Consider the following 21,756-nt stretch of genomic DNA (forward strand, 5'->3'; position numbering starts at 1 on the left):
GCTTCCGCTTACGTGTCCGGTCGGCCGCGCCCTCAGACGTGTCCCAAGAACGACAGCGCCAGCCAAATCTGCCAGAGGCCGGCCAGCACCATCACGACCGCGGCGGCTTTCTGGACCGAGCCAACGTAGCCAGACAGCGACCGGATTCGGTCGCCGCCGAGCGCGGCCGCGACGGTGACGACCGAAAGCGGGAGCGCCGCGGCGGCGGCGTAAGCCCCCAGCGAGACGACCGCCTGCGCGGTCGGGAGCGCGAGCGATTGCGTGACGACGCCGAGGAAAATCGGGACGACGCAGCCGGCCGCCGCGAGGCCGTACACCCCGCCGAAGACGGCGAAACCGGTCACGGACGACCGGTACTCCGGGAGGACGACGTGGAGGCTCGGCGCGCGCCCGGTGAACATGAGGACGCCGAAGCCGACGAGCGCCGCGCCGACGAGCGGTTCGAGGAGCGCGAGGTGCGAGGCGATGCGGCCGCCGACGACCGCGAGCGCGCTCCCGATAGCGCCGAGGACGACCAGCGCGGCGAGCGACGCGACCGCCCCGCGGACGACCGCGCCGCCGAGGTCGGCCTCCTCGCTGGAGAGGTAGTAGCCGACGTAGCCCGGGAGAAGCGGGTAGGCGCAGGGCGCGAAGAAGGTGGCGACGCCGGCGCTGACGGCGAACGCGAGCGTGCCGGCGAAGGCGGAATCGAACCCCAGCGCGGGGCCGAGACCGAACCCGGGCATCAGGCGACGTCCTCGACGGCCGCGCGGAGATTCTCCTCGCTGGCGAGTCCGCGGTGGGTCCACGTCGCCTCGCCGTCGGCGTCGAAGACGACGAGATACGGGAGGCCGTTCGCGCGGACCGCGCGCATCAGGCTACTGTCGGGGTCGTGGCCGACCGTCCAGTTCCCGTCGTGTTCGGCCCACCAGTCGCGGATGTCGTCCATCGTGAGGCCGCCGCCGAGGCGCTCGTTCGTCACCGAGACGAACGCCACGTCGTCACCGAACTCCTCGTGGAGCGTCCGCAGCGACTCCATCTGGGCGACGCAGGGCGCACACCACGTCGCGAAGAGGTCGAGGACGGTCGGCGCGCCCTCGGCGGGGATTCGAACCCCGCCGGCCGACGACCCCTGCGCGTCGACGGTGTCGACGACGAGCGGGAGGTCGCCGGAACCGGACCCCGACGACGCGGTGGCGGAGGCGGGGTCGGCGGCGTCGCTCGTCGTCTCGGCGGCGTCGCCCGCTTCGGCGGGTGCGGACCCGTCGCCGAGACAGCCCGCGAGGCTGGCGACGCCCGCGCCCGCGAGCAGCGAGAGGAGGGCGCGTCGTCTCACCGGGCGTCACCTCGTCGGGGTCGGGAGCGCGGTCGCGTCGTGTGCATACTCGTGGCTAGTGAATCCCGTCGTAAAGCGTCGCTGGTGTCGTGCGCGAATCCCGCGCGAGAGGTGGTGTGGACGTCGAACCACGCGACTCGCGTCCGATTACCGGGCGTTCTCGACGGCGCGCTGGAGGTCGGACCATCGCGGCGCGACCTGCTCGCCGTCGACGAGAACCGTCGGCGTCCCCTGGAAGCCGCGCTCGTCGACGGCCTCGGTCCGCTCGGCGTCGACGAGCGGGCGGTAGCGTTCGCGCGAGGCCGCCGCGGCGACCGAACAGCCGTCGAGGTCGGCGTCGTCGGCGAGCGACTGGAGCGTCGACAGCGACCCCTCGGCGTCGCCGCCGCCGAACTCCGATTGGTTCTCGTAGAGCGTGTGGGCGAAGTCGAAGAAGGTCTCGTCGTCGGCCTCGTCCTGGACGGCGCGGGCCGCCGAGGCCCCCTTCCACGACCACCATTCGTCCACCGGAATCGGGAAGTCGTGGTGGCGGTAGCGGACGATTCCCTCCGAGACGTACTCGGACCGGAGCTGCGGGGCGACGTCGACCGCGAACGTCGCGCAGTGAGGGCAGGCGAAGTCCTCCCAGACGTCGACGACGACGCTCGCGTCCTCGGACCCGATGACGGGCGTGGGGAGCGAACTGACCGTGTCGCGTTCGGGGACCTCACAACCGATGGCGGCGACGGCGTCGTTTCCGGACCCGCCGCTTCCGCCGCCGAGGCACCCGGCGGTGCCCAGCGTCAACGCACCCGCCGTGGCGGCGAGGTACGCGCGTCGTGTGTTGCGCATGGTCGGGGTCGGGGACGGACGAACTTAGATTCTCCGAGGCGAATCGCGGGGTTTCGGAGGGCGTTGCCGCTTTTCGTGGTTCGATTCGGGAACGCGGAACTCCGGCGACTCACGGCCGACGACCGCGATTTCAGTCGTCTCACAAACGACACTGATTAAGCCTCCTGTGGCGTCACCCAACACGTGCCAACCGTCCACTTCCGCGGCCGGGAAATCGAGTGCGACCGCGGGGACGTCCTCCGCGACGTGCTCCGAGCGGCCGGCGAATCGCCGCACAACGGCCACTCGTCGTGGTTCAACTGCCGCGGCGGCGGCTCCTGCGGCACCTGCGCCGTCCGGGTTCGCGGTCCCGTGACCTACCGGACGAAAAAGGAGCGCCGCCGGCTCCGATTCCCCCCGCACGACCCCGACTCGGGGCTCCGACTCGCGTGCCAGACGGTCGTCCTCGGCGACCTCCGGGTGGAGAAGTACCCCGGATTCTGGGGCCAACACGTCGACGACGCGGAGAGCGACGCGGACGAAGCCGGCGACGCCGGCGACGCGGAGGGCGCGCAGGACACGGGGGACACACCGGACACCCGAGAACGGCGCGAAGCGACCGACTGAGCCGGCGGGTCGGTCAGTCGCCGGCGACGTGGTCGTACCACGACAGCAGGTCGTCGCGGTCGCGGGTGTCCGCCGGGAGCTCCGAGACGCGGAACCACCGCGCGGCCGAGATTTCTTCGTCGGGGTCGTTCACGCTGAGTTCCGCGGCCCCGTCGACGCGGGCGCGGTAGACGGGCATCACCCCCCACGTCTGGTGGCCGTCGCAGCGGATGTCGATTCGGGTGGCCATCGCGAGGCCGCCGTAGTCGGCGGTGATACCGGCCTCTTCAGCGAGTTCGCGCCGGGCGGCCTCGGTGAAGCCCTCGTCGTCGCTGTCGACGCCGCCGCCGGGGAGGACCCAGAGGTCGACGCCCTCGTGGCGGACGAGCAGTATCTCGTCGTCGCGGCGGCGGACGACGGTGTGGACGCCGTAGGGCGTCCCCGTGGACTTCACGCGGGAGGCGAGCGTGCGGAACCGCGGGCGGGAGACGCGGCGGGTGTGAACCGGTTCGAGGTAGTCGGCGTCGGCGTGGTTCCGGCGCAGGCGGTGGTACGCCTGCTCGGCGCGCTGTCGCGCCTCGTCCGCGAGGAACCACAGGTCGTCGACCGTCATCGGCGCGCGGCCGGCGGTCGATGTGCGAGCGGGCGACTCGGCATACCGCACGGTTCGGCGCGGCTCCACAAATCGGCTTCGACACGCGTCGTCGCGAGCGGCGGAGCCGGCGACTTCGCGTCCAATCATCGCCCTTTTATCCGGTGACGCGGAACCTGTGGGTATGAGCTTCGAGAAAGACGACAAGGTCGTCCTGAACGACAAGCACAGCGAGTTCGACGGCGAGACCGGCACGGTCACGCAGGTCATCGAGAGCATGTTCGGCGAGCCGACCTACACCATCAGCTTCGACGAGGGCCAGGAGGTCGGCATCGCGCAGGACCAGCTCGAAGCCGCCGACGGCGACGACGCGGACGAAGCCGACGAAGAGTAAGCGACCGACGACCGACCGACGCCTCTCAGACCCACCATGCCACGCGTTCCGTTCCACTACATCGACCTCCGAACGTTCTGCTACGAGACGGAAGACGAAAAACGGGTCGAGGAGGCGCTTCGGACGTTCCTCCCCGACGAGTTCGACGTCGACCGCGTCGAGAGCACCGGCCACCACGGCGACCGCATCATCGTCTTCTCCGCGCGCGTCGAGCGCGCCAACGACGTGCGGCACGTCCTCGACAAGATACGCGACCTCCCCGACTTCGAGACGCTCCTCGACGAACTCGACCAGCGCGTCACGGACAACACGGAGTTCTTCCTGCGGCTGGACAAACAGGCCGCGTTCAAGGGCGAGGCCCGCCGCGGCGGGGGGCTCACCCTTCGCGCGAAAGTCGAGGCCTACCCGGCGAAGAAGGAAGCCGCGGTGGAGAACGCCCGCGACGCCCTCCTCGGCGACGAGTAGGGTCGTCCGCGAGCCGGTCGAATCGCTTCCGATTTCGCTGTGTTACTCGTCTTTCCACTTGATGGAACAGCCCTGCGAGGGGTACTCCTCGACGGGGATGTCGTCGCCGGCGAGCAGCGCCTCGACGGCCGTCCGCATCTCGTAGTCGGACACCTCGTCGTCGGGGCTCATCGCGTCGTCGATGCGGGAGTGGAACGCGAGTTCGAAGCCGTCGCCGGTGTTCTCGAAGAGGAACGGGTCGGGCGTGCAGACCGCGCCGTACTCCGCGGCGACCGTCTGCGACTCGTCGCGGAGGTAGGCGGTGTACCCAATCGTGCCGTCCGCGACGAGTTCCTGCATTCGTTCGAAGGAGTCCTCGGGGCGGTCCTCGGCGTCGTTGGGGTTGATGCCGACGACCGCGAGGTCGTCGTAGGCGCTGGCGAGGTGGTTCAGCTCCTCGAACTTCGCCTTCGCGTACGGACAGTGGTTGCAGGTGAAGACGACGAGGAGCGCGTCGTAGTCAGCGAACGACGAGAGGGAGTACGTCTCGCCGTCGGTGCCGGGGAGTTCGAAGTCGGGGGCGGCGTCGCCGCGTTCGAGTTCGGAGTCGGATTCGAGCAGTACCATGTCGCCACGTTGGCCCGCGAACATGAAAAGCGGTTGGCCCGCGGCAGTTCCGCGTCGCCTTCGGCGGCTCCGAGACGCCCCTCAGTCGATGGAGACGAGGGCGATTGCGAGGACCGCGAAGCCGATGCCGGCCACCTTGCGAACCGTCAGCGGTTCGCCGAGCGCGACGATGCCGACGACCGACGAAATCGCGAGGAACATCCCGAAGATGGGAGCGACGATAGAGACGGGGCCGAGCGCCAGCGCCCGGTAGTACGAGAGGATGCCGACCGCGAGGCAGGCACCGGCGGCGAGAACGTAGGGAAGTTTCGGGCTGATGACCGAGTCCGTGACGCTCTGCCCGGAGACGACGATGACCCCGACGGTTCCCACGACGAGCACGCCGTTAGCGACCAGTGCGGCCACGTCGCTCGGGATTTTGGCCTGGCCGGTCGTCGCCACTTTCATCAGCGGCGCGACGAGCGAGTAGGCCCCGAGCGCGACGACCGCCCACGAGAGATAGTTCACGGGTAGAACGCCGCCCCGAGTCGTGTATAGGGTTACGATTCGACCGCAAGCCGACGGGAGTGAACCGCGATAACACGGTGACGGCCCGATATCACTCGATTTAGAATCGAGTATGTATTCTCCCCAGAGATAGACAAATGAGACTAGATAGCGCCATCGACCAAATTTTTATCAATTATTATCGCGTATTGGTGCGTATGTCTCAGGAAGTACAACCCTCGGTCATCGCGCACACGTGGGACGACCCGACTCGGTGTCCGTTCTGCCTCGACGAACTGGAGAGCGAAGGAGAGGGGTTCATGGACCACCTCGAAGAGAGCCCCATCTGTCAACAGGGGTTCGGCATGTGGCGCGATGCGGTCGCCGACGACGTCCGCGGCGAGTGGTCCGGATAGCGACCAAAAACGGTTGTTTTTCGCGGTGCAGTCGGTTCACTCGGGCGCGACGCCGAGCTGTGACAGCATGGACATGCTGTCGGTGCTGTTCCACTCCTCGACGCACAGTCCGCCCTCGTAGCGCGCTTCCACGATGCCCCACGTGTCCATCGTGCGGTGGGTCGCCGGGATGTCGCCGCGGGCGCTCCGGAGCGTCCCGTCGTGGGTGCCGGTCAGCCGATACCGACCGTAGACGCGGTCGTCCCGCGCCGTCACGTCGAACAGTTCCACGTGGAAGTCGGAGAAGGCGTCGTGGTACCGCCGCGCCCACTCTTCGACCGCGTCGGTCCCGATGATGCCCTCGGGGTCCGAAAAGGCGTGTACCTCGACCAGCGGGTCGTACTCCTCTCTGATGACCTCGTAGTCGCGTTTGTTCCACAGTTCGTCCGCCACGCGCATGAACGAGTCTCGGTGCTGTTGTTCTCGCTCGGATGTTGCTGCCATTTCCACCACCGTCCGGAGAGACGGCCGACAGCGGCTTAGTTATGGATTCTTGCTCTCACGAACGTCGCCGGGGAAGGGAATGACGACCCGACCACCGACGAGTTCGAAGCGTCAATGAGATTATGGGCTCGGCGTCAGAACCCCCGTCGTATGACGACTCGCGTCTCCCCGATTGCGGTGTTCGTTCCGGGACTCGTCTTCGGCGGCGCGGGGTTCGCGTTTCTGGGGCCGTTCGGTGCCGGCTTCGGCGCGGTCGTCGGCATCGCGCTCGGGGTGCTCGTGGGACGAGGAGAGGAGTACTGAGCGCGACGCCCGGGGGACCGCCGCGCACGAACGCGCCGCTCTCAGTCGCTCGGGGTCGCCTGCGGCCGTCGCGCCGACCCGTCGACCCGGCCGAGGAGCCACCGGGTCAGCCCGAACGACAGCAGGCCGAGGACGGCGACGACGCCGAAGGTGACGCGCACGCCGGCGAGGTCGATGAGCGCCCCGAACGCCGGGGGCGCGACGGCCCCGCCGAGCGAGATGCCGACGGTGACGACGGCGAAGTTCTTCCCGAGGTCGGCGCGCTCCGAGAGGCGGTCCGCGAGCGTCGAGCGCGCGGGCCGGGAGACGCTGATGGTCCCGCTGAAGGGGAGAATCGACGCGACGAGCGCGAGCGGGAGCGACCCGGTCGCAAGGAGCGCCGCCAGCCCGGCGAGCGCGGCGTACCCGCCGAGGGCGACGGTGCCGGGGCCGACCCGGTCGGTGAGCGCGCCGCCGACGAGAATCGTCCCCGCGCCGACGACGAGCATCGCCGAGACGAGGAGGTTCGCCGTCCCCGGCGCGAGGCCGTAGCCGGCGGTGAGCAACTGCGGCGAGTACGTCCGGATGCACCACGCGGCCGCCGAAGTGAGAAACGAGAGGAGCGCGAGCCCCATCAGCCCCGACGACGAGAGGAGTTCCGACGCGCCCCGCCGAATCCCCGCGAGCGTGGGGCGCGACGACGGGCGGTCTTCCGCCGCCGGTTTCCGGATTCGCTCGGGGAAGCCGCGGGCGACCGGGAGCGCGACGAGCGCGAACGCCGCGCCGAAGACGGCGATGCCCGCGACGGTCCAGCGCCAGCCGAACCCGAGCGCGCCGACGCCGGCGGCGATGGCGTACGAGACGGCGAAGCCGAGCGACCCGCCGAGGGCGTGCAGCGAGTACGCCCGCCCGCGGTTCGTCTCCGAGGAGGCGGTCGCTAACAGCGGGTAGTGCGCGGGGTGGTGGCCCGCGATGCCGACGCCGAGGAGCGCCTGCGAGGCCAGGAGCCACGGGTACGAGGGCGCGAGCGCGGTGGCGACGATGCCAGCCGCGCCGAACCCGAGCGAGATGGCGAGGACGAGCGTCCGGCTTCGCGCGTCGGAGAGGTAGCCGAAGGGGAGTTGCAGGAGCGTCACGACGCCGCCTTGGACGCCGATGGCGAGGCCGACGGCGGCGATACTCACGCCGAAGTCGTCGGCGACGAGGCCGATGACGGGCGCGAGCGCGACCAGATAGGCGTGGTTGACGACGTGCGAGCCGGCGACGAGACCGACCACGCGGCGCTCCTGTGTCTCCGTCACACCGGTCAATGGGGGGTGATTCGTGAAAAGCCCGCGGTCCGCGGCGACGGTGGTCCGGCGCGTGGGTCAGCTGTCACCGCGGTCAGCCGCCACCGCGCCGTTCCCCGCCGAGTCGCGCGCCGAGCCAGAGGTCGGCGAACGTGTCGAAGAACTCCGCGCCGGTGTCGACGAGTTCGCGCTCGATGCCGAGCGCCTGACACCGCTCGTCGACCGCCGCGAGGTGGCGCTGGAGCCGGTCTGTGTACTGTCGCGCCGCCGACCCGCCGAAGTAGGTCCGGCGCGTCGCCTCGGACTCGGGGTCCTCGAAGATGGCGTCGCCCGTCGCCTCGGGGTCGAGTTCGTCCGGGGTGAGCACCTGCGCGACGAGCACGTCGTTTCGCGCGAGCGCGGCGAGGCCGGAAGCCACGTCGTCGGGGTCGAAAAGCAGGTCGCTCACGACGACCACGAGCGACCGCGAGTGGATGGTCTCGGCGTACGTCGACAGCGCGGCCGTGATGTCGCCGTCGCCCCCGGGCGTCGTCTCGTTGAGCCGTTCGACCAGTCGGAGCACCTCGCCGCGGCTCGACGCGTCAGTGTCGATGCGGTCGGGCAAATCTCCGAGGAGCGAAAACCGGAAGTCGTTGTTCTCCTCGGCCGTCAGGTGGCAGAAGCCGAGGCCGAGCTTCGCGCCGTACTCGAACTTGTTCGCGTCGGCCTCGCCGAAGTCCATCGAGGCCGAGGCGTCGAGGAGGACGTGGACCGTCAGGTTCCGCTCGGCTTCGAACCGCTTGATGAACAGCTCCTCGGTCCGGGCGTACACCTTCCAGTCGATGAGCCGCGGGTCGTCGCCGGCGGCGTACCGGCGGTGGTCGCTGAACGTGAGCCCCTCGCCCACGTCCGGCGACTCCTGTTCGCCCTGCCGCTGGGCGTTCGAGACGCGCTTCAGCGAGGTGTCGAAGCGGTCGAGTTCGTCGAGGAAGCCGGGGTCTATCATCGCTCGGTCACTCGTTCAACAGCCGTTGAATCACGTCGTCGGGGTCGAGTCCCTCGCGCTCCGCCCGGAAGTCGAGGATGATGCGGTGTCTGATGACCGGCGGGGCCATCTCGACCACGTCCTCCCACGAGACGTGAGTGCGCCCGTGGACGAACGCCCGCGCCTTCGCGGCGAGCACGAGCGCCATGCTCGCGCGGGGGCTCGCGCCGAACTCGACCTGCTCGTCCTCGCGGGTGCTGCGGACCAGTTCGATAGTCCGGTTGCGGATGTCGTCGGAGATGGGTACCTGCCGGACGAGTTGCTGCGCGGCGAGCAGGTGCGTCCGCGGCAGGACGCGCTTGACCTCGGGCGACTCGCCGCCCTCGGCGTACTGCTTGACGATGGTCCGCTCCTCGTCGAACTCGGGGTAGTCGACGAGAATCTTCATCAGGAAGCGGTCGGTCTGCGCCTCCGGCAGCGGGTAGGTGCCGCCCTGGTCGATTGGGTTCTGCGTGGCGAGGACGAAAAACGGGTCCGGAAGCTCGTAGGTCTCGCCCGCGGCGGTCACCTGCTTTTCCTGCATGGCTTCGAGGAGCGCGGCCTGCGTCTTCGGCGTCGCGCGGTTTATCTCGTCGGCGAGGACGACGTTGGCGAAGATGGGGCCGCGCTCGAACACGAAGTCGCGGCCCTCCGGCGTCTCGCGGATGATCTCGGTGCCCGTGATGTCCGAGGGCATCAGGTCGGGCGTGTTCTGCACGCGCGAGAACCCCAGGTCCGTCGCGTCCGAGAGGGCTCGCACGAGCGTCGTCTTCCCCAGTCCGGGGTTCGATTCGAGCAGCGCGTTGCCGTCGCAGAGGACGCAGACGAGGAGTCGCTCGACCACGTCGTGCTGGCCGATGATGCGCTTTCCGACCTCGTCTCTGACCGCGCCGACGCTCGCTTGGAGTTCCTCGATGCTGAGGTCGTCGTCCGTCGGGACCGCGGCGTCGCCGTCGACCGCGGTTCGCTGTCCGTCGTCTCCGAATCGGTCTGGGTTGTCACTCATCTTCGTTCTCTCGTATCTCTAAGGTGTAGTCGCGAATCAGGTCGGCCTCTTCGAGCGTGTCGTCGGCGAGATAGCCGGCGCGCTGGCTCTCGACGGCGCTGTCGCCGCCGTAGCCGGTCGAGTCGTAGGCCGCGGCCGCCGACTCCGGTCCGTCGCCGTCGCCGCTGCCGCCGGTTCCGGCGACGGTGGCGTTCAACTGCTCCGACCCGGCGGCCACGTCCTCGGGGTCACCGAGGATGGAACTGCCGTTTTGAAGCTGCGTCTCGTCGTCGGACGCGTCGGGGAGGTCGCCCGACGGGGTGGTCTCGCCGGCGAGTCCCTCGAACTGGATGTCCGAGATGGCGACCTGGATGCTCCCCGCCGAGAGGAGCAACGCGACGAGCAGCGCGCCGACGATGCGGCGGGTCGGCAGCAGTTCCACCGACGACGACTCCCGAAGGCGGGCCAGCACGTCGTCGTAGAGCGCGACCGACATGCGCGAGTCGCGGTTCGGGTTCCCGTCGTCGGCGACGAGGTCGCGGGCGGTCCGCAGCGCCTCGGCGACCGACGGGTTCACTTCCTCGAACTGCTCGACCGCCGGCACCCGCATCAGGATGAGGTACTCCGCGACGCCGACGAGGAGGCCCACCGCGAGGGCGAGCGGGACGGCGACGTGGACCGAGACGGCCGGGTCCACCCGCGGAAGGAAGCCGAGCGACACCGACGACCGGACGGGGAGTTCGACGACCCGGAACGCGATGTTCGCCAACAGCGTCGCCACCGCGGCGTCGACGACGCTGGAAACGACGGCGGCCTTCGCGGCCTCCCGGCGAACCTCGCTCACGGCGTCGGCCATCTCCTCGCGGCGAGCGGCTCCCGCGTCGTCGGGCGAACCTCTCTCGTCGGCGGCGGCGTCGGGGGTCGTTTCAGACATCGCTACACACCGCCGGTTGGTTGCCGTCTTGGTAGCCGGCACAGGCTTGCCGGAGTTCGGCCCGGAGTTCGTCGACCCGGTCTTCGAGGCGGGAGACCTCCGACTGAAGCGAATCAATCTGGTTCTCCAGTCGGTCGTTCGTCGCTTCGAGCTCCTCGTTATCCGTTTCGAGGTCGTCAATCTGGTTTTCGAGGCGGTTGCGCTGTTCTTCGAGGTCGTCGAGCGTCGCCGTGAGTTCGCTGATTCGGCTCCGGGCGTCTTCGAGGTTGCTTTCGGTCTCTTGGAGTTCGTCCCGCGTCGACGACAGCTCGTTTTGCGTCGACGACAGCTGTGACTCCGTGTCTTCGAGGCTGTCGGAGACCTGCGACACGTCACCTCGGGTGCGTTCGAGGCTGTCGTTCAGCTCCCGTAGCTCCGTCTGCGTCGCCGACAGGTTCTGTCGGGTTTGCGAAAGGTTCTCTTCGAGCGCCGCGTTTCGCTCGCGCAACTGCTCGTTCTGTTGGTCGAGCGAATCGACCGAGTACTGGTAGAACATCGTCGCGCCGACGGTTCCGGCGGTGAGGAGGACGACGATGACGACGAGACCGAGGTTCAGGGACCGACCCAGGGCACTCATATCAGACCACCTTCACTTTGCGTTCGACCCCGATACACTTGAAGACGCCGGGCGAGTACCTCGATGAGATACAGGAGGAACGCGGCGGCGACGAACGCGACCGCCCAGTCGTCGCGCACGGGTTGGACGCCGGCGGCGTTGTCGCGGGCTGAGGCCGCGATTTCGGCCGCGTCGTTGGGGCCGTACATCGTCCCGCCGCTGTCGGAGACGGCGGCTTCGAGCGCGGCCGACCGGCCGAACCCGGCGTGCTCGACGGGGTAGTTCACGGCGAAGGCGGTGTCGAGCACGTCCCGATAGCCCGTCTCGGTGGGGACGACCGTCGCCTCGTAGACGCCGGGGCTGACCGCCGAAAAGCGCAGTCCCTCGACGCCCTGCGGGCGCTCGCCGCCGCGGTAGACGACGGTCGTCGACTGGTCGACCCGGGTGTCCGACACCTCGGCGACGCCGGACGCCTTCCGCTCGGGGTCACCGATGACGTAGTTCGTGGACTTGGTGAGCAGGAGCGAGTCGGGACTTTGGAGCAGGCCGTCGAGCGTGCCGTCGCCCGCGTAAGTGGTGACGGTGGCGACGCGACCGAGCCCGTAGCGCCACGACGCGACCGCGGGAGTGCCGTCGTCGGCCGCGACGAGGAAGTTCGCGCCGCTCCTGACCGACACGTCGTTGACGCTGCCGGGGTTCGCGGTCAGCTCCACCCCGGCGGTGACGAAGTCGTTCTGGTCGACGACCGTGAGGCCGTCGCCGGCGTACTGGCGGTTCGACCCGCCGAAGAGGATGCGGAGCCGGTCGGTCTCGTCGGCTCTGAGGTAGTTCCCGCCGGACGCCCGCGCGATGGCTCGGAGGGTCCGTTCGTTCGGGTTCGGCCCGGTCCCGATGGTGATGACGCTGACCCCGTCGCGACCGAGTTGGTCCGCGAGCGTCGCGGCGTCTTGGAACCGGTCGTGCCCGTCGCTGATGAGGATAATCGTCCCGCGCCTGTCGCCGAGCTGCTGAGCCGCGCCGTCGAGGCCGACGGCGATGTCGGTCGCGCCGCCGGACTCGAGGCGACGGATGAGGTCGGCGGTCGACTCGCGGTTCGGCCCGAGCGGGCGGAGCGGCGCGACGTCGTAGGCGCGGTAGTTGAAGCCGACGATGCCGACCCGGTTCTCGTCGCCGAGTTGGTCGAGCGCGTCGAGCGCGACCGATTTCTGGACGCGCATCCCGCTTTCCGCGCTGCCGGAGACGTCGATGGCGAAGACGAGGTTCGTCTGCTGGGACGCGCCCTCGCCGGTCGTGACCGGCAGCATCGACGCGAGGCTCGACCCGTCGTAGCCGCCGTTTTCGAACGCGTTGCGCCCGCCGACGGTCAGCAGGCCGCCGCCGTCGATGACGAACCGCTGGAGCGAGTCGGTGTTGCCCACGTCCTCGGCGCGGAGGTCTTGGAGGACGACGGCGTGGTACGACGAGAGGTCCGCGGGGACGGTCTCGGCGGTCTCCACGTCGTACAGCTGCGAGAGGTAGTCGCGGAACGGGTAGTCGCCGCGGGAGACGTACAGCACCCGCGGGGGCTCGACCACGCGGACCGTCTTGCGGAACACGTCGTTCGTCTCGAAGCGGTCGTCGCCGTCGATGCGGGCGGTGACGCGGTGGGTGCCGGTGGTCTCGAACGTCCGGGAGAACTCGATGCCGTCTGTGGTGGTGACCGTCTCGCGGGCGACCTCCTCGCCGTCGACGTCCACGACGAGTTCGACGGTCGCGGTCTCGACGTCGTCGGGGACGACCCCGTCGACCTGCGCGAGGAAGGAGTTCTCGACGCCGACGCTAGTCTTCGACGGGCCGCTGACGGTGACGTACTGTTCGGTCTCGGTCGGTTCGACCCCGACCGCGCTCACGGTCGCGTTGAGGTCGCGGGCGAGCGTCGTCGCGGACGCGAGGCTCCGCCCCGAGGTGACCTGCCCGTCGGAGACGAGGACGACCGTCCCGTTCGGCCTGAGGTTTGCCGCGACGGCGTCACCGATGGGCGACGACCCGCCGCGGGCAACGGTCGAGGTGGTGACGGGGACGCCTTCGTCCTCGATGTCCGACGCGAGCTGCGACGCCACGTCCTCGGTGACGGCCATGCTGTCGGAGTCGTCGACGAGGAGCGTCACCTGCGGGTCGCCGTCGGTCATCCGGGTCGCGACGGTGTACGGTCCCGCGGCCGCGACGACCAAGAGGACGACGACGAGAAGCCGGGACGCAAACAGGAGCCGCCGGGAGCGCCCGCCTGCGGTCCCGTCGGCCCCGCGGAAGATGAGCGCCCACGCGAGGAGCGCGGCCACCGGGAGCGCGACGAGGAACAGCGGGCGCTGGAGGCCGAGCGTCCGCCCGGCGGCCTCGACCGTCCACGCGAGGGGCGTCGTCGCGGCGGCGGGAGTCGTGGCGGCGACAGCGTCGAGCGCGGGCAGGACGGCCGACGCCGACCCGAGCGCCGCCATCAGAGGTCACCCCGCCGGCGCAGGTAGGCCAACTCGACCATCGTCGCCGCGAGCGCGACCAGCGCGGCCCACTCGGTGAGCGGGTCCGGAACCTCGCGCTCTTCGACCCGCGTCGGGTAGTCCGAGGGGGCCGACTCGCCGTCAAGCGGCGCGGCGGCCACGTCGGACTCGGCCTCGCTGAGGAGCGACGCCGAGAACCGCTCGTCGCCGACGCGGTAGAAGCCGGCGTCGTCGAGGCGGACCTCCGGGCCGGTCGCCTCGCCCGCGGGCGTCTCGACCGTCCGGTTCGCGCCCGCCGCGAGCGACCCGCCGGTCGCCCGGTTCAACTCGGAGAGCGTCGAGCGCCCGGCGAGGTAGAACACCGAGCGCTTCCAGAACACGGGGTACTGGTAGTTGTACTTGAACGCCGAGCTGTCCTCCATGAAGCCGTAGTAGAGGACGCGGCCGGCCCCGCGGCGCTCGACGGCGACGAGCGAGGTGCCGTCGGTCGTGTTCACGAGCGACTGGCCGGACCGGAGGTCGCCCGCGACGTACTCGGTCGGCGGCGGGAAGGTGATATCGCGGGTTATCGGGTGGCTCTCGACGGTCCCGATGGTCGGATTCGTCTCGACGCTTCCCTGCGAGACGAGCCGCAGGTCGCCGTAGCTCGGCGATTCCTCTTGGGCCTGAATCGCCACGCCGCCGCCGTCGGCGACGATTTCGCGGCCGGCCTCGACGTTGCCCGCGAGCAGCCGACCGGGGTTGACGTTGCTGTAAATAACCACGTCGTAGTTCGTCGAGACGGCCGTCGGCGGGTTGTCCACGGTCAAAGACACCTCGGGGATGACCGACAGCGCGGCCGTCAGATATCGGTTCTCGTCGTTCGTGAGGACGAGCACGTCCACCGAGGCGTCCCCGGGGGCCGCGACGTACAGCGCGTCGTCGGTCGGGAAGGCGTCGCCCGGCGAGAGTTCGACGCGCCCGCCGCCCGCGGGGACCGGGAGCGTCGCGGTCGCCACGTCACCGGGGTCCATGCGGACCTCTCGGGTGGCTCCGGCGAGCGAGAGCGTCCGCGTCGCCGCCGAGTCGCCGTAGTTTTTCACCGTCACGGTGACGTTCGCGCCGGAGAAGCGCCGGTCGACGATGCCGACGTTGCCCGCGCCGCCGCCCGCGAACTGCTGGAGTTCGACCACGAGGCCGCGGGCGCGGGCTTCGCGGACCGCGTCGCTCCACGGCGAGTCGTCCGCGAAGTCGCTCAGAACGACGACGCGGGCGTCCTCGCCGGCGACGGAGGCGGCGGCGGTAATCGCGGAGCGCAGGTCACCCGGCGCGTCGCTCGCTTGCAGGCCGTCGAGGGCGGCGCGGGCGTCGGTCGCGCTCCCCCGGCGGAGCACTACGTCCGCGTTCGCGCCCGCCGCAACGACCGAGGTCGTGCCGGACACCTCGTCTCGCGCCGCGGCGAGGGCGCTGTCGAATCGCGTCCCGCCGCCGTCGCGGACGCCCATGCTCGCGCTCGTGTCCACGACGAGGACGGTCTCTTGGACCGTCTCCGACTCGGGAACCAGCACGTACGGCGTCGCCAGCGAGCCGACGAGCGCGACGAGCGCGACCAGTTGGATGAGGAGGAGCAGGCTCCGAAGCAACCGGTCGAAGATGGGGTTCGAAGCGCTTCGCCCCGCCGCGTCCGCGAGGAACCGGAAGGTCGGGAGGGTGCGCCGGACCGGTTCCGGCCGGAGCAGATAGAGGATGACGAGCGGGACTGCCCCCAGGAGGGCGACCAACCCGAGGGGGAACAAGAAGAACTCGGTGAGGGCCATGCCCGACCCGTGGCGCGCCTCCGGTATGGCTGTTTCCCTACTCGTTGACACGTTCCGTATTATCGACCTATCGGAATGCGCGACTGTTCGGCGCAACCGCCCGTGACCACCCTCCGAATAATTACTGTCGGATATTATATTGTCAACTAAAAGTACGTCATTGCATAACAATGCACTTGAATCATAACACGACACAATTTTATGCTCTAAAGTTATTTGTTGAGCTACGATGGGAACTGATAGGTACACACCGCGGTCGTACGACGACATCGCCCCGGACCAGCGTCCGTCGCTGAAACAGGCGCTCGTTCCGGTGCTCGGACTCGTCGCCTTCCTCGGTCTCGGGTCGGCGTGGCTGGGGCTCGACCCGCACATCCCGCTCATCTGGAGTATCGCGCTGGTCGGCCTCCTCGGTCGGTTCGTCTGGGGCTACACCTGGGAGGACCTCTACGAGGGCATCGAACGCAGTCTGGCGATGGGGTTACAGGCGATTCTCATCCTGTTTACCATCTACGGCGTCGTCTCGACGTGGGTCGCCGCGGGGACGATTCCGACGCTGATGTACTACGGCCTCGACCTGCTGTCGCCGCAGGTGTTCCTGCCCGCGACGGCGCTCCTCGTCGGCATCGCCACCTTCGCCATCGGTTCGTCGTGGACCGCGGTCGGCACGCTCGGCGTCGCCTTCATCGGCATCGGCTCGGGGCTCGGCGTCCCCGAACCGATGACGGCCGGCGCGATTCTCACCGGCGCGTACGCGGGCGACAAGCAGTCGCCGCTGTCGGACACGACGAACCTCGCCGCCGCCGTCACGAACACCGACCTCTACGACCACATCCGCGCGATGCGAAACGGAACGGCCGTCGCGTTCGGCCTCTCGCTCGTCGGCTTCGTCATCCTCAGCCTCGGCATCACCGGGACGATTCCGGCCGGCCAAATCGCCGAGATTCAGACTGCGCTCGCCTCCACCTACGACACCACGCTCCTCGCGTTCCTGCCGCTCGCGGTCACCTTCGGCCTCGCCGCGGCTGGCTACCCCGCGCTGACCGTCCTCCTCGCCGGCGCGTTCGCCGGCGCGTTCACGAGCATCCTCGTGCAGGGCGCGTCGTTCGTCACGGCGTGGCAGACGTTCATGAGCGGCACCGGCCCGGAAACCGGCTCCGAACTCGTCAACAGCCTGCTCGCGTCCGGCGGCGTCTCCGGCTCCGCGTGGACCATCGCCATCGTCGTCGCGGCGCTGACGCTCGGCGGTCTACTCGAACAGACGGGCGTCCTCGCCGTCCTCGCTCACCGACTTCAGCGAGGCATCCAGAGCCCGCGTCTGCTCGTCGCTTCGACCGGCATCTCAGCGATGCTGACCAACGCGCTCACCGCCCAGCAGTACATGAGCATCGTCGTCCCAGGCATGACGCTCCGCGACACCTACGACGAGTTCGGCCTCGACAGTTCGGACCTCTCGCAGGCCATCGAGTCCGCCGGGACGCCGACCGGCGCGCTCCTCCCGTGGCACGCCGGCGGCGCGTACATGGCCGGCGTCCTCGGCGTCTCGACGCTCCAGTACGCCCAGTACTACTTCTTCGGCTACCTCTCGCCGCTCGTGCTGTTCGCCTTCGTCCTCGCGGGCGTCGGCTTCTCGGGCAACAGCGCGGCACAGCCCGGTCCCGCCGCTCCGGCGGCGGACGACGACTGACGCGACGAAAACTCGCGCCGCGGTATCGAACCGACCTGCGCTTTTTTACCGCTCTACCGCCGCTCTGAGCGCCCGCACCTCGTCGCGGACGGCGGCCCACTGCTCGACCGTGCCGGGGAGTTCGTCGCGGTCGTCGTGGCCCTCGATTCGGTCGCGGAGAGCGCCGGGGTCGTCCACGTCCTCGAACCGGATTGCGCCGCCGCCCGCGGCCTCGACCGAGACGGTCCCGTAGCCGAACCACGACCCCGTGACGCCCTGCGAGAGCGCGCTGTTCTGGACGCGGTCGAGCGAGACGCGCTGGACCGTCCGAGAGAGGACGCCCGTCTTCCGGTAGAGCGCCCGGTCGGTGACGACGTAGCGCGTGTTGGTGACCCGGAGGTACGACCACGCGGGCAGGAGCGGGCCGACGAGGCCCACGACCGCGAGTTCGGGCGCGTCGTTCGCGGCGGCCGCGACGGCCGCGACGACGACGACGGCGAGCCCGACGACGGCCGCGGGGATGACGGTCTGTATCCGCGGCCGACCCTCCCAGCGGACGGTCTCGTCGTCGCCGCGTGCCAGCCAGTCGTCGATGGCCGCGACGGTTTCCTCGGACGATTCGGCCACAGTCGAGCCCCCGTTGCTCGAATCGCCGCCCGTCATCGCTCGTCGGTCGTCGCGTCGAACTCGAAGTCGCTCGGTTCGAGCGCGTCGTCGCCTGCGGCGTCGGGGTCGGGGACGGCGTCGGGTTCGTCGCCCGCTCGGTCGGTCGCGTCGTCGCCCGCATCATCGCCCGCGACGCCGCCCTCGCCGTCGACGGCCTGCCGAATCGCGCGGAGTTCGGTCAGGATGTCGTCGAGGACGGCCGCCTTCCCCTCTGCGTCGGTTTCCGACCCGGAGCGGCGCTTGATTCGCTCGTTGACGAGCGTCTGGAGCGACTGCGGGTCGGCGACGTTCTGGAAGCTCATCTCGATGCCGCTTCCGCCGGCGGTGCTGATGTCGACGGAGCCGTAGCCGAACTGTCCGCCGAGGAACGTCTGGCTGTAAGAGGTGTCCTGCACCTTGTCGAACTCGATGCGCTGGACGTTCCGGGAGAGGACGCCCGTCTTCCGGTAGAGCGCGTCTGAGGTGACGACGTAGTTCGTGTTCTTGTGCGAGAGATACGACCCGACGAGGAGCGGGATGCCCACGAGGACGAACGACAGCGGGACGCCGACGATGAAGGAGGACACGAGGCTGTACGGGTGCGGGGTGTCGGCCCAGAGAACCTCTTCGTCGTCGTCGAGGGTAATCCAATCGAACTCGGTATCCATCGCTGACACGTTTTCCCCGGCGATGGAATAGTGTTCCGCCGGCTGCGGCCGCCGCCAGTGAGTAACGGTATCAACCAACATGACAATTCCACCCGGTTGGGCAAACCATTTTACCGATGCCTGCAACGGACTGTCCATGGACAAGCAGTCACTGCTCGACTTGCTGCGTCACGACGCTCGCGAGAGCGTAGATGACATCGCCCGCCAGCTGGGCGCAGACGCCGAAGCAGTGGCAGCAGCGCTCGAAGAACTCGAAGACGACGGGGTCATCCGCGGCTACCAGGCGGTCGTCGACTGGAACAGCGTCGACGAGGAACACGTTCGCGCGCAGGTCGAAGTCGACGTCGAACTCGACCGCGAGACGGGCTACGAGGAGATTGCCCGCCGCATCGCGCGGTTCCCCGAGGTCGCCACGCTGCGACTCGTCTCCGGCGACTACGACTTCTTCATCGAGGTCGAAGGCGCGTCGATGCACGCCGTCTCGAACTTCGTCTCCGAGCGCATCGCCCCCATCCCCGAGGTCACGAAGACGGTCACGCACTTCGTGATGGACTCCTACAAGGAGGAGGGCATCGAACTCGGCGACGGCGACGACGACGACCGGCTCTCAGTGTCGCCATGACGCTCGGCGACCAGCTTTCGGACCGCGTCGAACAGGTGCCGCCGTCGGGCATTCGGAAGTTCTTCGAACTCGCCGAGGAGGTCGACGACGTCATCTCTCTCGGCGTCGGCGAACCCGACTTCTCCGCGCCGTGGGCCGCCCGGACGGCCGCCATCGACTCGCTCGAACGCGGCAAGACCTCCTACACGTCGAACCGCGGGATGCGCGAACTCCGCGAGGCCATCTCGGAGCGCGTCACCCGCTACGGGCAGGAGTACGACCCCGAAGACGAGATTATCGTCACGACGGGCGCGAGCGAGGCCGTCGACCTCGCGTTCCGGGCGTTCGTCAACCCCGGCGACGTGGTGGCGATTCCCCAGCCATCGTACATCTCGTACACGCCGGGGGCCATCTTCGCCGGCGGCGAACCGCTTCCGGTCCCCACGCGCGCCGAAGACGAGTTCAAACTCACGCCCGAGGCGCTCGAAGCCGCCGGGGCCGACGAGGCCGACGTGCTGGTGCTCTGCTACCCGAACAACCCGACCGGCGCGGTGATGACCGACGACGAACTCGCCGACGTGGCCTCGTTCGTCAGGGACCACGACCTCGTCGTGCTCTCCGACGAAATCTACTCGGACCTCCGGTACGAGGACGACCACGCCTCCATCGCCACCCACCCCGGCATGCGCGAGCGGACCATCGTGTTCAACGGCTTCTCGAAGGCCTACGCGATGACCGGACTGCGCCTCGGCTACGCCATGGCTCCGGCGGGGGCCATCGACGCGATGAACAAGGTCCACCAGTACGCGATGCTTTCCGCGCCCACGACGGCGCAGTACGCGGCGCTCGAAGCGCTGCGGTCCTGCGACGACTCCGTCGAGGAGATGCGCCGCGAGTACGACCGCCGCCGGCGGTTCGTCCTCGCCCGCTTCGAGGAGATGGGACTCGACTGCTTCGAGGCGAAAGGCGCGTTCTACGTCTTCCCCGAGGCCCCCGACGGCGACGACGAGGCGTTCGCCGAGGGCCTCCTCGAAGAACAGAACGTCGCGCTCGTCCCGGGAAGCGTCTTCGGTGAGGGCGGCGCGGGCCACCTCCGCGTCTCCTACGCGACGGGGATGCGCGAACTCCGCGAGGCGATGGACCGCATCGAGGCGTACGTCAGCGACTGAATCGACCGGGCGAAACCCGACTCGACCCCGTCACCCGCTTTTTTCCGAACGAGCGCCACCATGAGTATGCGAAGCATTCACACGGGTGGGGCGCGTACGGTCAGTGATGTACGACGAAATCCTGCTCCCCGTCGACGGGAGTCCGGCGGCCGAACAGGCGATGCCGCACGTGTTCGACCTCGCGGAGCGGTTCGACGCGACGGTACACGTGTTGTTCGTCGTGAACACGACGCGGGACAGCGCGGGTGTTGTCGGCGGCACGGTCCTCGACACGCTCGAACGGGAGGGCCGACGCGTCGTCGACGAGGTCGAAGCACGCGGCGAACGCCGCGGTATCGAGACGCACGGCGTCGTCCGGCGGGGCGCACCGCACGACGCAATCCTCGACTACGCGACCGAACACGGCGTCGAGGTCATCGTGATGGCGACGCACGGACGGACGGGCGTCGAGCGCGTGCTGCTCGGGAGCGTGACGGAGCGCGTCGTCCGGGCCGCGCCGGTTCCCGTGTTGACGGTCCGCGCAGCCGAGTAGTCGGGTCGTCGGGGCGAAGCGGCCACGACGGCTCGACCGGCCGAAACACACCGCGATATCGCTGACCGAGCGCGTCATCGACGCTGGCCACCGTTGGGACGGTTCGAGAGACCAACACGCAAAGTATTATTAAATGCGCTTTCGTCGTGCAATACGAATGGATTCGGGAGGTGACACGGACATCGCCGTGACCGAGGACGCGTCCACGTTTCAACTCGGACTGGACGACCTCAAGCGGCGAGGGAGCGCGCTTCTGGTCGTCGGGTCGGTCCCGACTGAACTCTACTCGCGCGCGTCCAAACAGATGCTCGGTGCCCCCGACGAGCCGCGACGCCGTCTGTTAGTTCTCAACGACTCGACGCCGCTCGCCGACCGACTCGACGACGACATCCAGCGCACCAAAGAGTGGACGCGCGTGGTTCGGTACTCGACGCTCGAACGGAGCGCGGCGGCATCGTCGTCTCCCGACGCCGTGCCGACCGCTGCGGACACCTACGAGCGCCGGGTTGGCGGCGGTCTCGGTCAGCTCGGTGCGGAACTCGCCAACGACGTGACCGAGTTCGACAGCCTCTCCGGCGGGCTCTCCCCGGCCGAACTCCGCGTCGCGTTCGACTGCCTGCCGTCACTCCTCTCGCGGTACCAGCGAGACCAGGTGTTTCGGTTCCTCCACGTCATGACCAACCACGTCCGCGCCCGAAACGGGATGGTCCACGTCTGGTCGCCCGGGGACCGCGAAGACGAGCGCACCCGGCTGCTCGAACCGCTGTTCGACGCCGTCGTCGAACTCGACGTCGAGGGCACGGAGGCTCGCCAGCGCTGGCATCTCCGGCGGCGAGACGCCTCCTCCGGCTGGTTTCCGTTGGAGTCGTGAATCTCGCACGACCAGTACGCTTTTCACCTTAATCGTGTCACGTAGACACAATGGAACCGTCCGGGCAGGACCA

At 69.0% G+C, this 21,756-nt stretch carries 26 protein-coding genes; 10 read left to right on the forward strand and 16 right to left on the reverse strand.

Annotated features, from left to right (window positions below; all coding sequences use genetic code 11):
- Positions 1 to 32: 32 nt before the first annotated feature.
- From E4P24_RS06525 to E4P24_RS06535, 3 genes are all read right to left on the reverse strand, one after another.
- Complete coding sequence (locus E4P24_RS06525; protein ID WP_004063692.1) at positions 33 to 725, reverse strand: cytochrome c biogenesis CcdA family protein; 693 nt, start codon at positions 723 to 725, stop codon at positions 33 to 35.
- Positions 725 to 1,315, reverse strand: coding sequence for a TlpA disulfide reductase family protein (locus E4P24_RS06530; protein WP_115802473.1), 591 nt, complete (start codon positions 1,313 to 1,315; stop codon positions 725 to 727). Before E4P24_RS06530 ends, E4P24_RS06525 begins: the two co-directional genes overlap by 1 nt.
- Positions 1,316 to 1,462: 147 nt before the next feature.
- A complete protein-coding gene (locus tag E4P24_RS06535) occupies positions 1,463 to 2,146 on the reverse strand; it encodes a DsbA family protein (RefSeq protein WP_115802474.1) in 684 nt (227 codons plus the stop codon).
- 183 nt (positions 2,147 to 2,329) lie between these two features.
- Here E4P24_RS06535 and E4P24_RS06540 point away from each other — a divergent pair, with 183 nt between their 5' ends.
- Positions 2,330 to 2,752: a 2Fe-2S iron-sulfur cluster-binding protein gene (locus tag E4P24_RS06540; protein ID WP_163488992.1), complete on the forward strand. Its 423-nt coding sequence runs from the start codon at positions 2,330 to 2,332 to the stop codon at positions 2,750 to 2,752.
- A 13-nt stretch (positions 2,753 to 2,765) separates the two neighbouring features.
- Here E4P24_RS06540 and E4P24_RS06545 read toward each other — a convergent pair whose 3' ends face one another.
- Complete coding sequence (locus E4P24_RS06545) at positions 2,766 to 3,344, reverse strand: NUDIX hydrolase (protein WP_004063685.1); 579 nt, start codon at positions 3,342 to 3,344, stop codon at positions 2,766 to 2,768.
- 163 nt (positions 3,345 to 3,507) lie between these two features.
- On the opposite strand from E4P24_RS06545, the gene E4P24_RS06550 reads away from it, so the two are divergent.
- Both E4P24_RS06550 and E4P24_RS06555 read left to right on the forward strand, forming a co-directional pair.
- Positions 3,508 to 3,717, forward strand: coding sequence for a hypothetical protein (locus E4P24_RS06550; RefSeq protein WP_004043693.1), 210 nt, complete (start codon positions 3,508 to 3,510; stop codon positions 3,715 to 3,717).
- 36 nt (positions 3,718 to 3,753) lie between these two features.
- On the forward strand, positions 3,754 to 4,182 hold the full coding sequence (locus E4P24_RS06555; RefSeq protein WP_004063682.1) for an RNA-binding protein: 429 nt from the start codon (positions 3,754 to 3,756) through the stop codon (positions 4,180 to 4,182).
- A 42-nt stretch (positions 4,183 to 4,224) separates the two neighbouring features.
- Here the strand turns inward: E4P24_RS06555 and E4P24_RS06560 are convergent, their stop codons facing one another.
- Entirely contained in the window at positions 4,225 to 4,788 is a 564-nt protein-coding gene (locus E4P24_RS06560; protein ID WP_115802476.1) for a thioredoxin family protein, read from the reverse strand.
- Positions 4,789 to 4,869: 81 nt separating this feature from the next.
- Complete coding sequence (locus E4P24_RS06565; protein ID WP_115802477.1) at positions 4,870 to 5,295, reverse strand: EamA family transporter; 426 nt, start codon at positions 5,293 to 5,295, stop codon at positions 4,870 to 4,872.
- Positions 5,296 to 5,492: 197 nt separating this feature from the next.
- Between E4P24_RS06565 and E4P24_RS06570 the strand changes: the two genes are divergently transcribed.
- Entirely contained in the window at positions 5,493 to 5,690 is a 198-nt protein-coding gene (locus E4P24_RS06570; RefSeq protein ID WP_004063678.1) for a hypothetical protein, read from the forward strand.
- A 36-nt stretch (positions 5,691 to 5,726) separates the two neighbouring features.
- On the opposite strand, the gene E4P24_RS06575 is transcribed toward E4P24_RS06570, so the two are convergent.
- Positions 5,727 to 6,173, reverse strand: coding sequence for an ester cyclase (locus E4P24_RS06575; protein WP_188148262.1), 447 nt, complete (start codon positions 6,171 to 6,173; stop codon positions 5,727 to 5,729).
- Between the two features lie 150 nt (positions 6,174 to 6,323).
- Here E4P24_RS06575 and E4P24_RS06580 point away from each other — a divergent pair, with 150 nt between their 5' ends.
- Entirely contained in the window at positions 6,324 to 6,476 is a 153-nt protein-coding gene (locus tag E4P24_RS06580; protein WP_188148263.1) for a hypothetical protein, read from the forward strand.
- A 41-nt stretch (positions 6,477 to 6,517) separates the two neighbouring features.
- Here the strand turns inward: E4P24_RS06580 and E4P24_RS06585 are convergent, their stop codons facing one another.
- From E4P24_RS06585 to E4P24_RS06615, 7 genes are all read right to left on the reverse strand, one after another.
- The gene (locus E4P24_RS06585; protein WP_188148264.1) at positions 6,518 to 7,756 is read right to left on the reverse strand and encodes an MFS transporter; all 1,239 of its coding nucleotides are present in this window, start codon (positions 7,754 to 7,756) and stop codon (positions 6,518 to 6,520) included.
- An 82-nt stretch (positions 7,757 to 7,838) separates the two neighbouring features.
- A complete protein-coding gene (locus tag E4P24_RS06590; protein ID WP_115802480.1) occupies positions 7,839 to 8,729 on the reverse strand; it encodes a DUF58 domain-containing protein in 891 nt (296 codons plus the stop codon).
- Positions 8,730 to 8,736: 7 nt separating this feature from the next.
- Positions 8,737 to 9,753, reverse strand: coding sequence for a MoxR family ATPase (locus E4P24_RS06595; protein ID WP_188148265.1), 1,017 nt, complete (start codon positions 9,751 to 9,753; stop codon positions 8,737 to 8,739).
- A complete protein-coding gene (locus E4P24_RS06600; RefSeq protein ID WP_188148266.1) occupies positions 9,746 to 10,666 on the reverse strand; it encodes a hypothetical protein in 921 nt (306 codons plus the stop codon). Before E4P24_RS06600 ends, E4P24_RS06595 begins: the two co-directional genes overlap by 8 nt.
- Positions 10,659 to 11,282, reverse strand: coding sequence for a DUF4200 domain-containing protein (locus tag E4P24_RS06605; protein WP_188148267.1), 624 nt, complete (start codon positions 11,280 to 11,282; stop codon positions 10,659 to 10,661). Before E4P24_RS06605 ends, E4P24_RS06600 begins: the two co-directional genes overlap by 8 nt.
- Positions 11,279 to 13,735, reverse strand: coding sequence for a vWA domain-containing protein (locus tag E4P24_RS06610; protein ID WP_115891282.1), 2,457 nt, complete (start codon positions 13,733 to 13,735; stop codon positions 11,279 to 11,281). The genes E4P24_RS06605 and E4P24_RS06610 overlap by 4 nt, the downstream gene beginning before the upstream one ends.
- Positions 13,735 to 15,531 (reverse strand): BatA and WFA domain-containing protein, encoded by a 1,797-nt coding sequence (locus tag E4P24_RS06615; RefSeq protein ID WP_188148268.1) that lies wholly within the window; start codon positions 15,529 to 15,531, stop codon positions 13,735 to 13,737. The genes E4P24_RS06610 and E4P24_RS06615 overlap by 1 nt, the downstream gene beginning before the upstream one ends.
- A gap of 229 nt (positions 15,532 to 15,760) precedes the next feature.
- Between E4P24_RS06615 and nhaC the strand changes: the two genes are divergently transcribed.
- Complete coding sequence (gene nhaC / locus E4P24_RS06620; protein WP_188148269.1) at positions 15,761 to 17,218, forward strand: Na+/H+ antiporter NhaC; 1,458 nt, start codon at positions 15,761 to 15,763, stop codon at positions 17,216 to 17,218.
- A 45-nt stretch (positions 17,219 to 17,263) separates the two neighbouring features.
- Here the strand turns inward: nhaC and E4P24_RS06625 are convergent, their stop codons facing one another.
- Both E4P24_RS06625 and E4P24_RS06630 read right to left on the reverse strand, forming a co-directional pair.
- A complete protein-coding gene (locus E4P24_RS06625; protein WP_115802484.1) occupies positions 17,264 to 17,860 on the reverse strand; it encodes a PH domain-containing protein in 597 nt (198 codons plus the stop codon).
- Complete coding sequence (locus E4P24_RS06630; RefSeq protein ID WP_188148270.1) at positions 17,857 to 18,510, reverse strand: PH domain-containing protein; 654 nt, start codon at positions 18,508 to 18,510, stop codon at positions 17,857 to 17,859. The genes E4P24_RS06625 and E4P24_RS06630 overlap by 4 nt, the downstream gene beginning before the upstream one ends.
- A 136-nt stretch (positions 18,511 to 18,646) precedes the next feature.
- On the opposite strand from E4P24_RS06630, the gene E4P24_RS06635 reads away from it, so the two are divergent.
- The 4 genes from E4P24_RS06635 to E4P24_RS06650 all read left to right on the forward strand — a co-directional run bounded on the left by E4P24_RS06635 (position 18,647) and on the right by E4P24_RS06650 (position 21,683).
- Positions 18,647 to 19,132 (forward strand): Lrp/AsnC family transcriptional regulator, encoded by a 486-nt coding sequence (locus E4P24_RS06635; RefSeq protein ID WP_004043674.1) that lies wholly within the window; start codon positions 18,647 to 18,649, stop codon positions 19,130 to 19,132.
- On the forward strand, positions 19,129 to 20,280 hold the full coding sequence (locus E4P24_RS06640) for a pyridoxal phosphate-dependent aminotransferase (protein ID WP_115802485.1): 1,152 nt from the start codon (positions 19,129 to 19,131) through the stop codon (positions 20,278 to 20,280). The genes E4P24_RS06635 and E4P24_RS06640 overlap by 4 nt, the downstream gene beginning before the upstream one ends.
- 106 nt (positions 20,281 to 20,386) lie before the next feature.
- On the forward strand, positions 20,387 to 20,812 hold the full coding sequence (locus tag E4P24_RS06645) for a universal stress protein (RefSeq protein WP_004043672.1): 426 nt from the start codon (positions 20,387 to 20,389) through the stop codon (positions 20,810 to 20,812).
- A 157-nt stretch (positions 20,813 to 20,969) separates the two neighbouring features.
- Positions 20,970 to 21,683, forward strand: coding sequence for a hypothetical protein (locus E4P24_RS06650; protein WP_004063646.1), 714 nt, complete (start codon positions 20,970 to 20,972; stop codon positions 21,681 to 21,683).
- Positions 21,684 to 21,756 lie beyond the last annotated feature (73 nt).

Source organism: Haloferax sp. AS1, assembly GCF_014530665.1.
GTDB classification, from domain to species: Archaea; Halobacteriota; Halobacteria; order Halobacteriales; family Haloferacaceae; genus Haloferax; species Haloferax volcanii.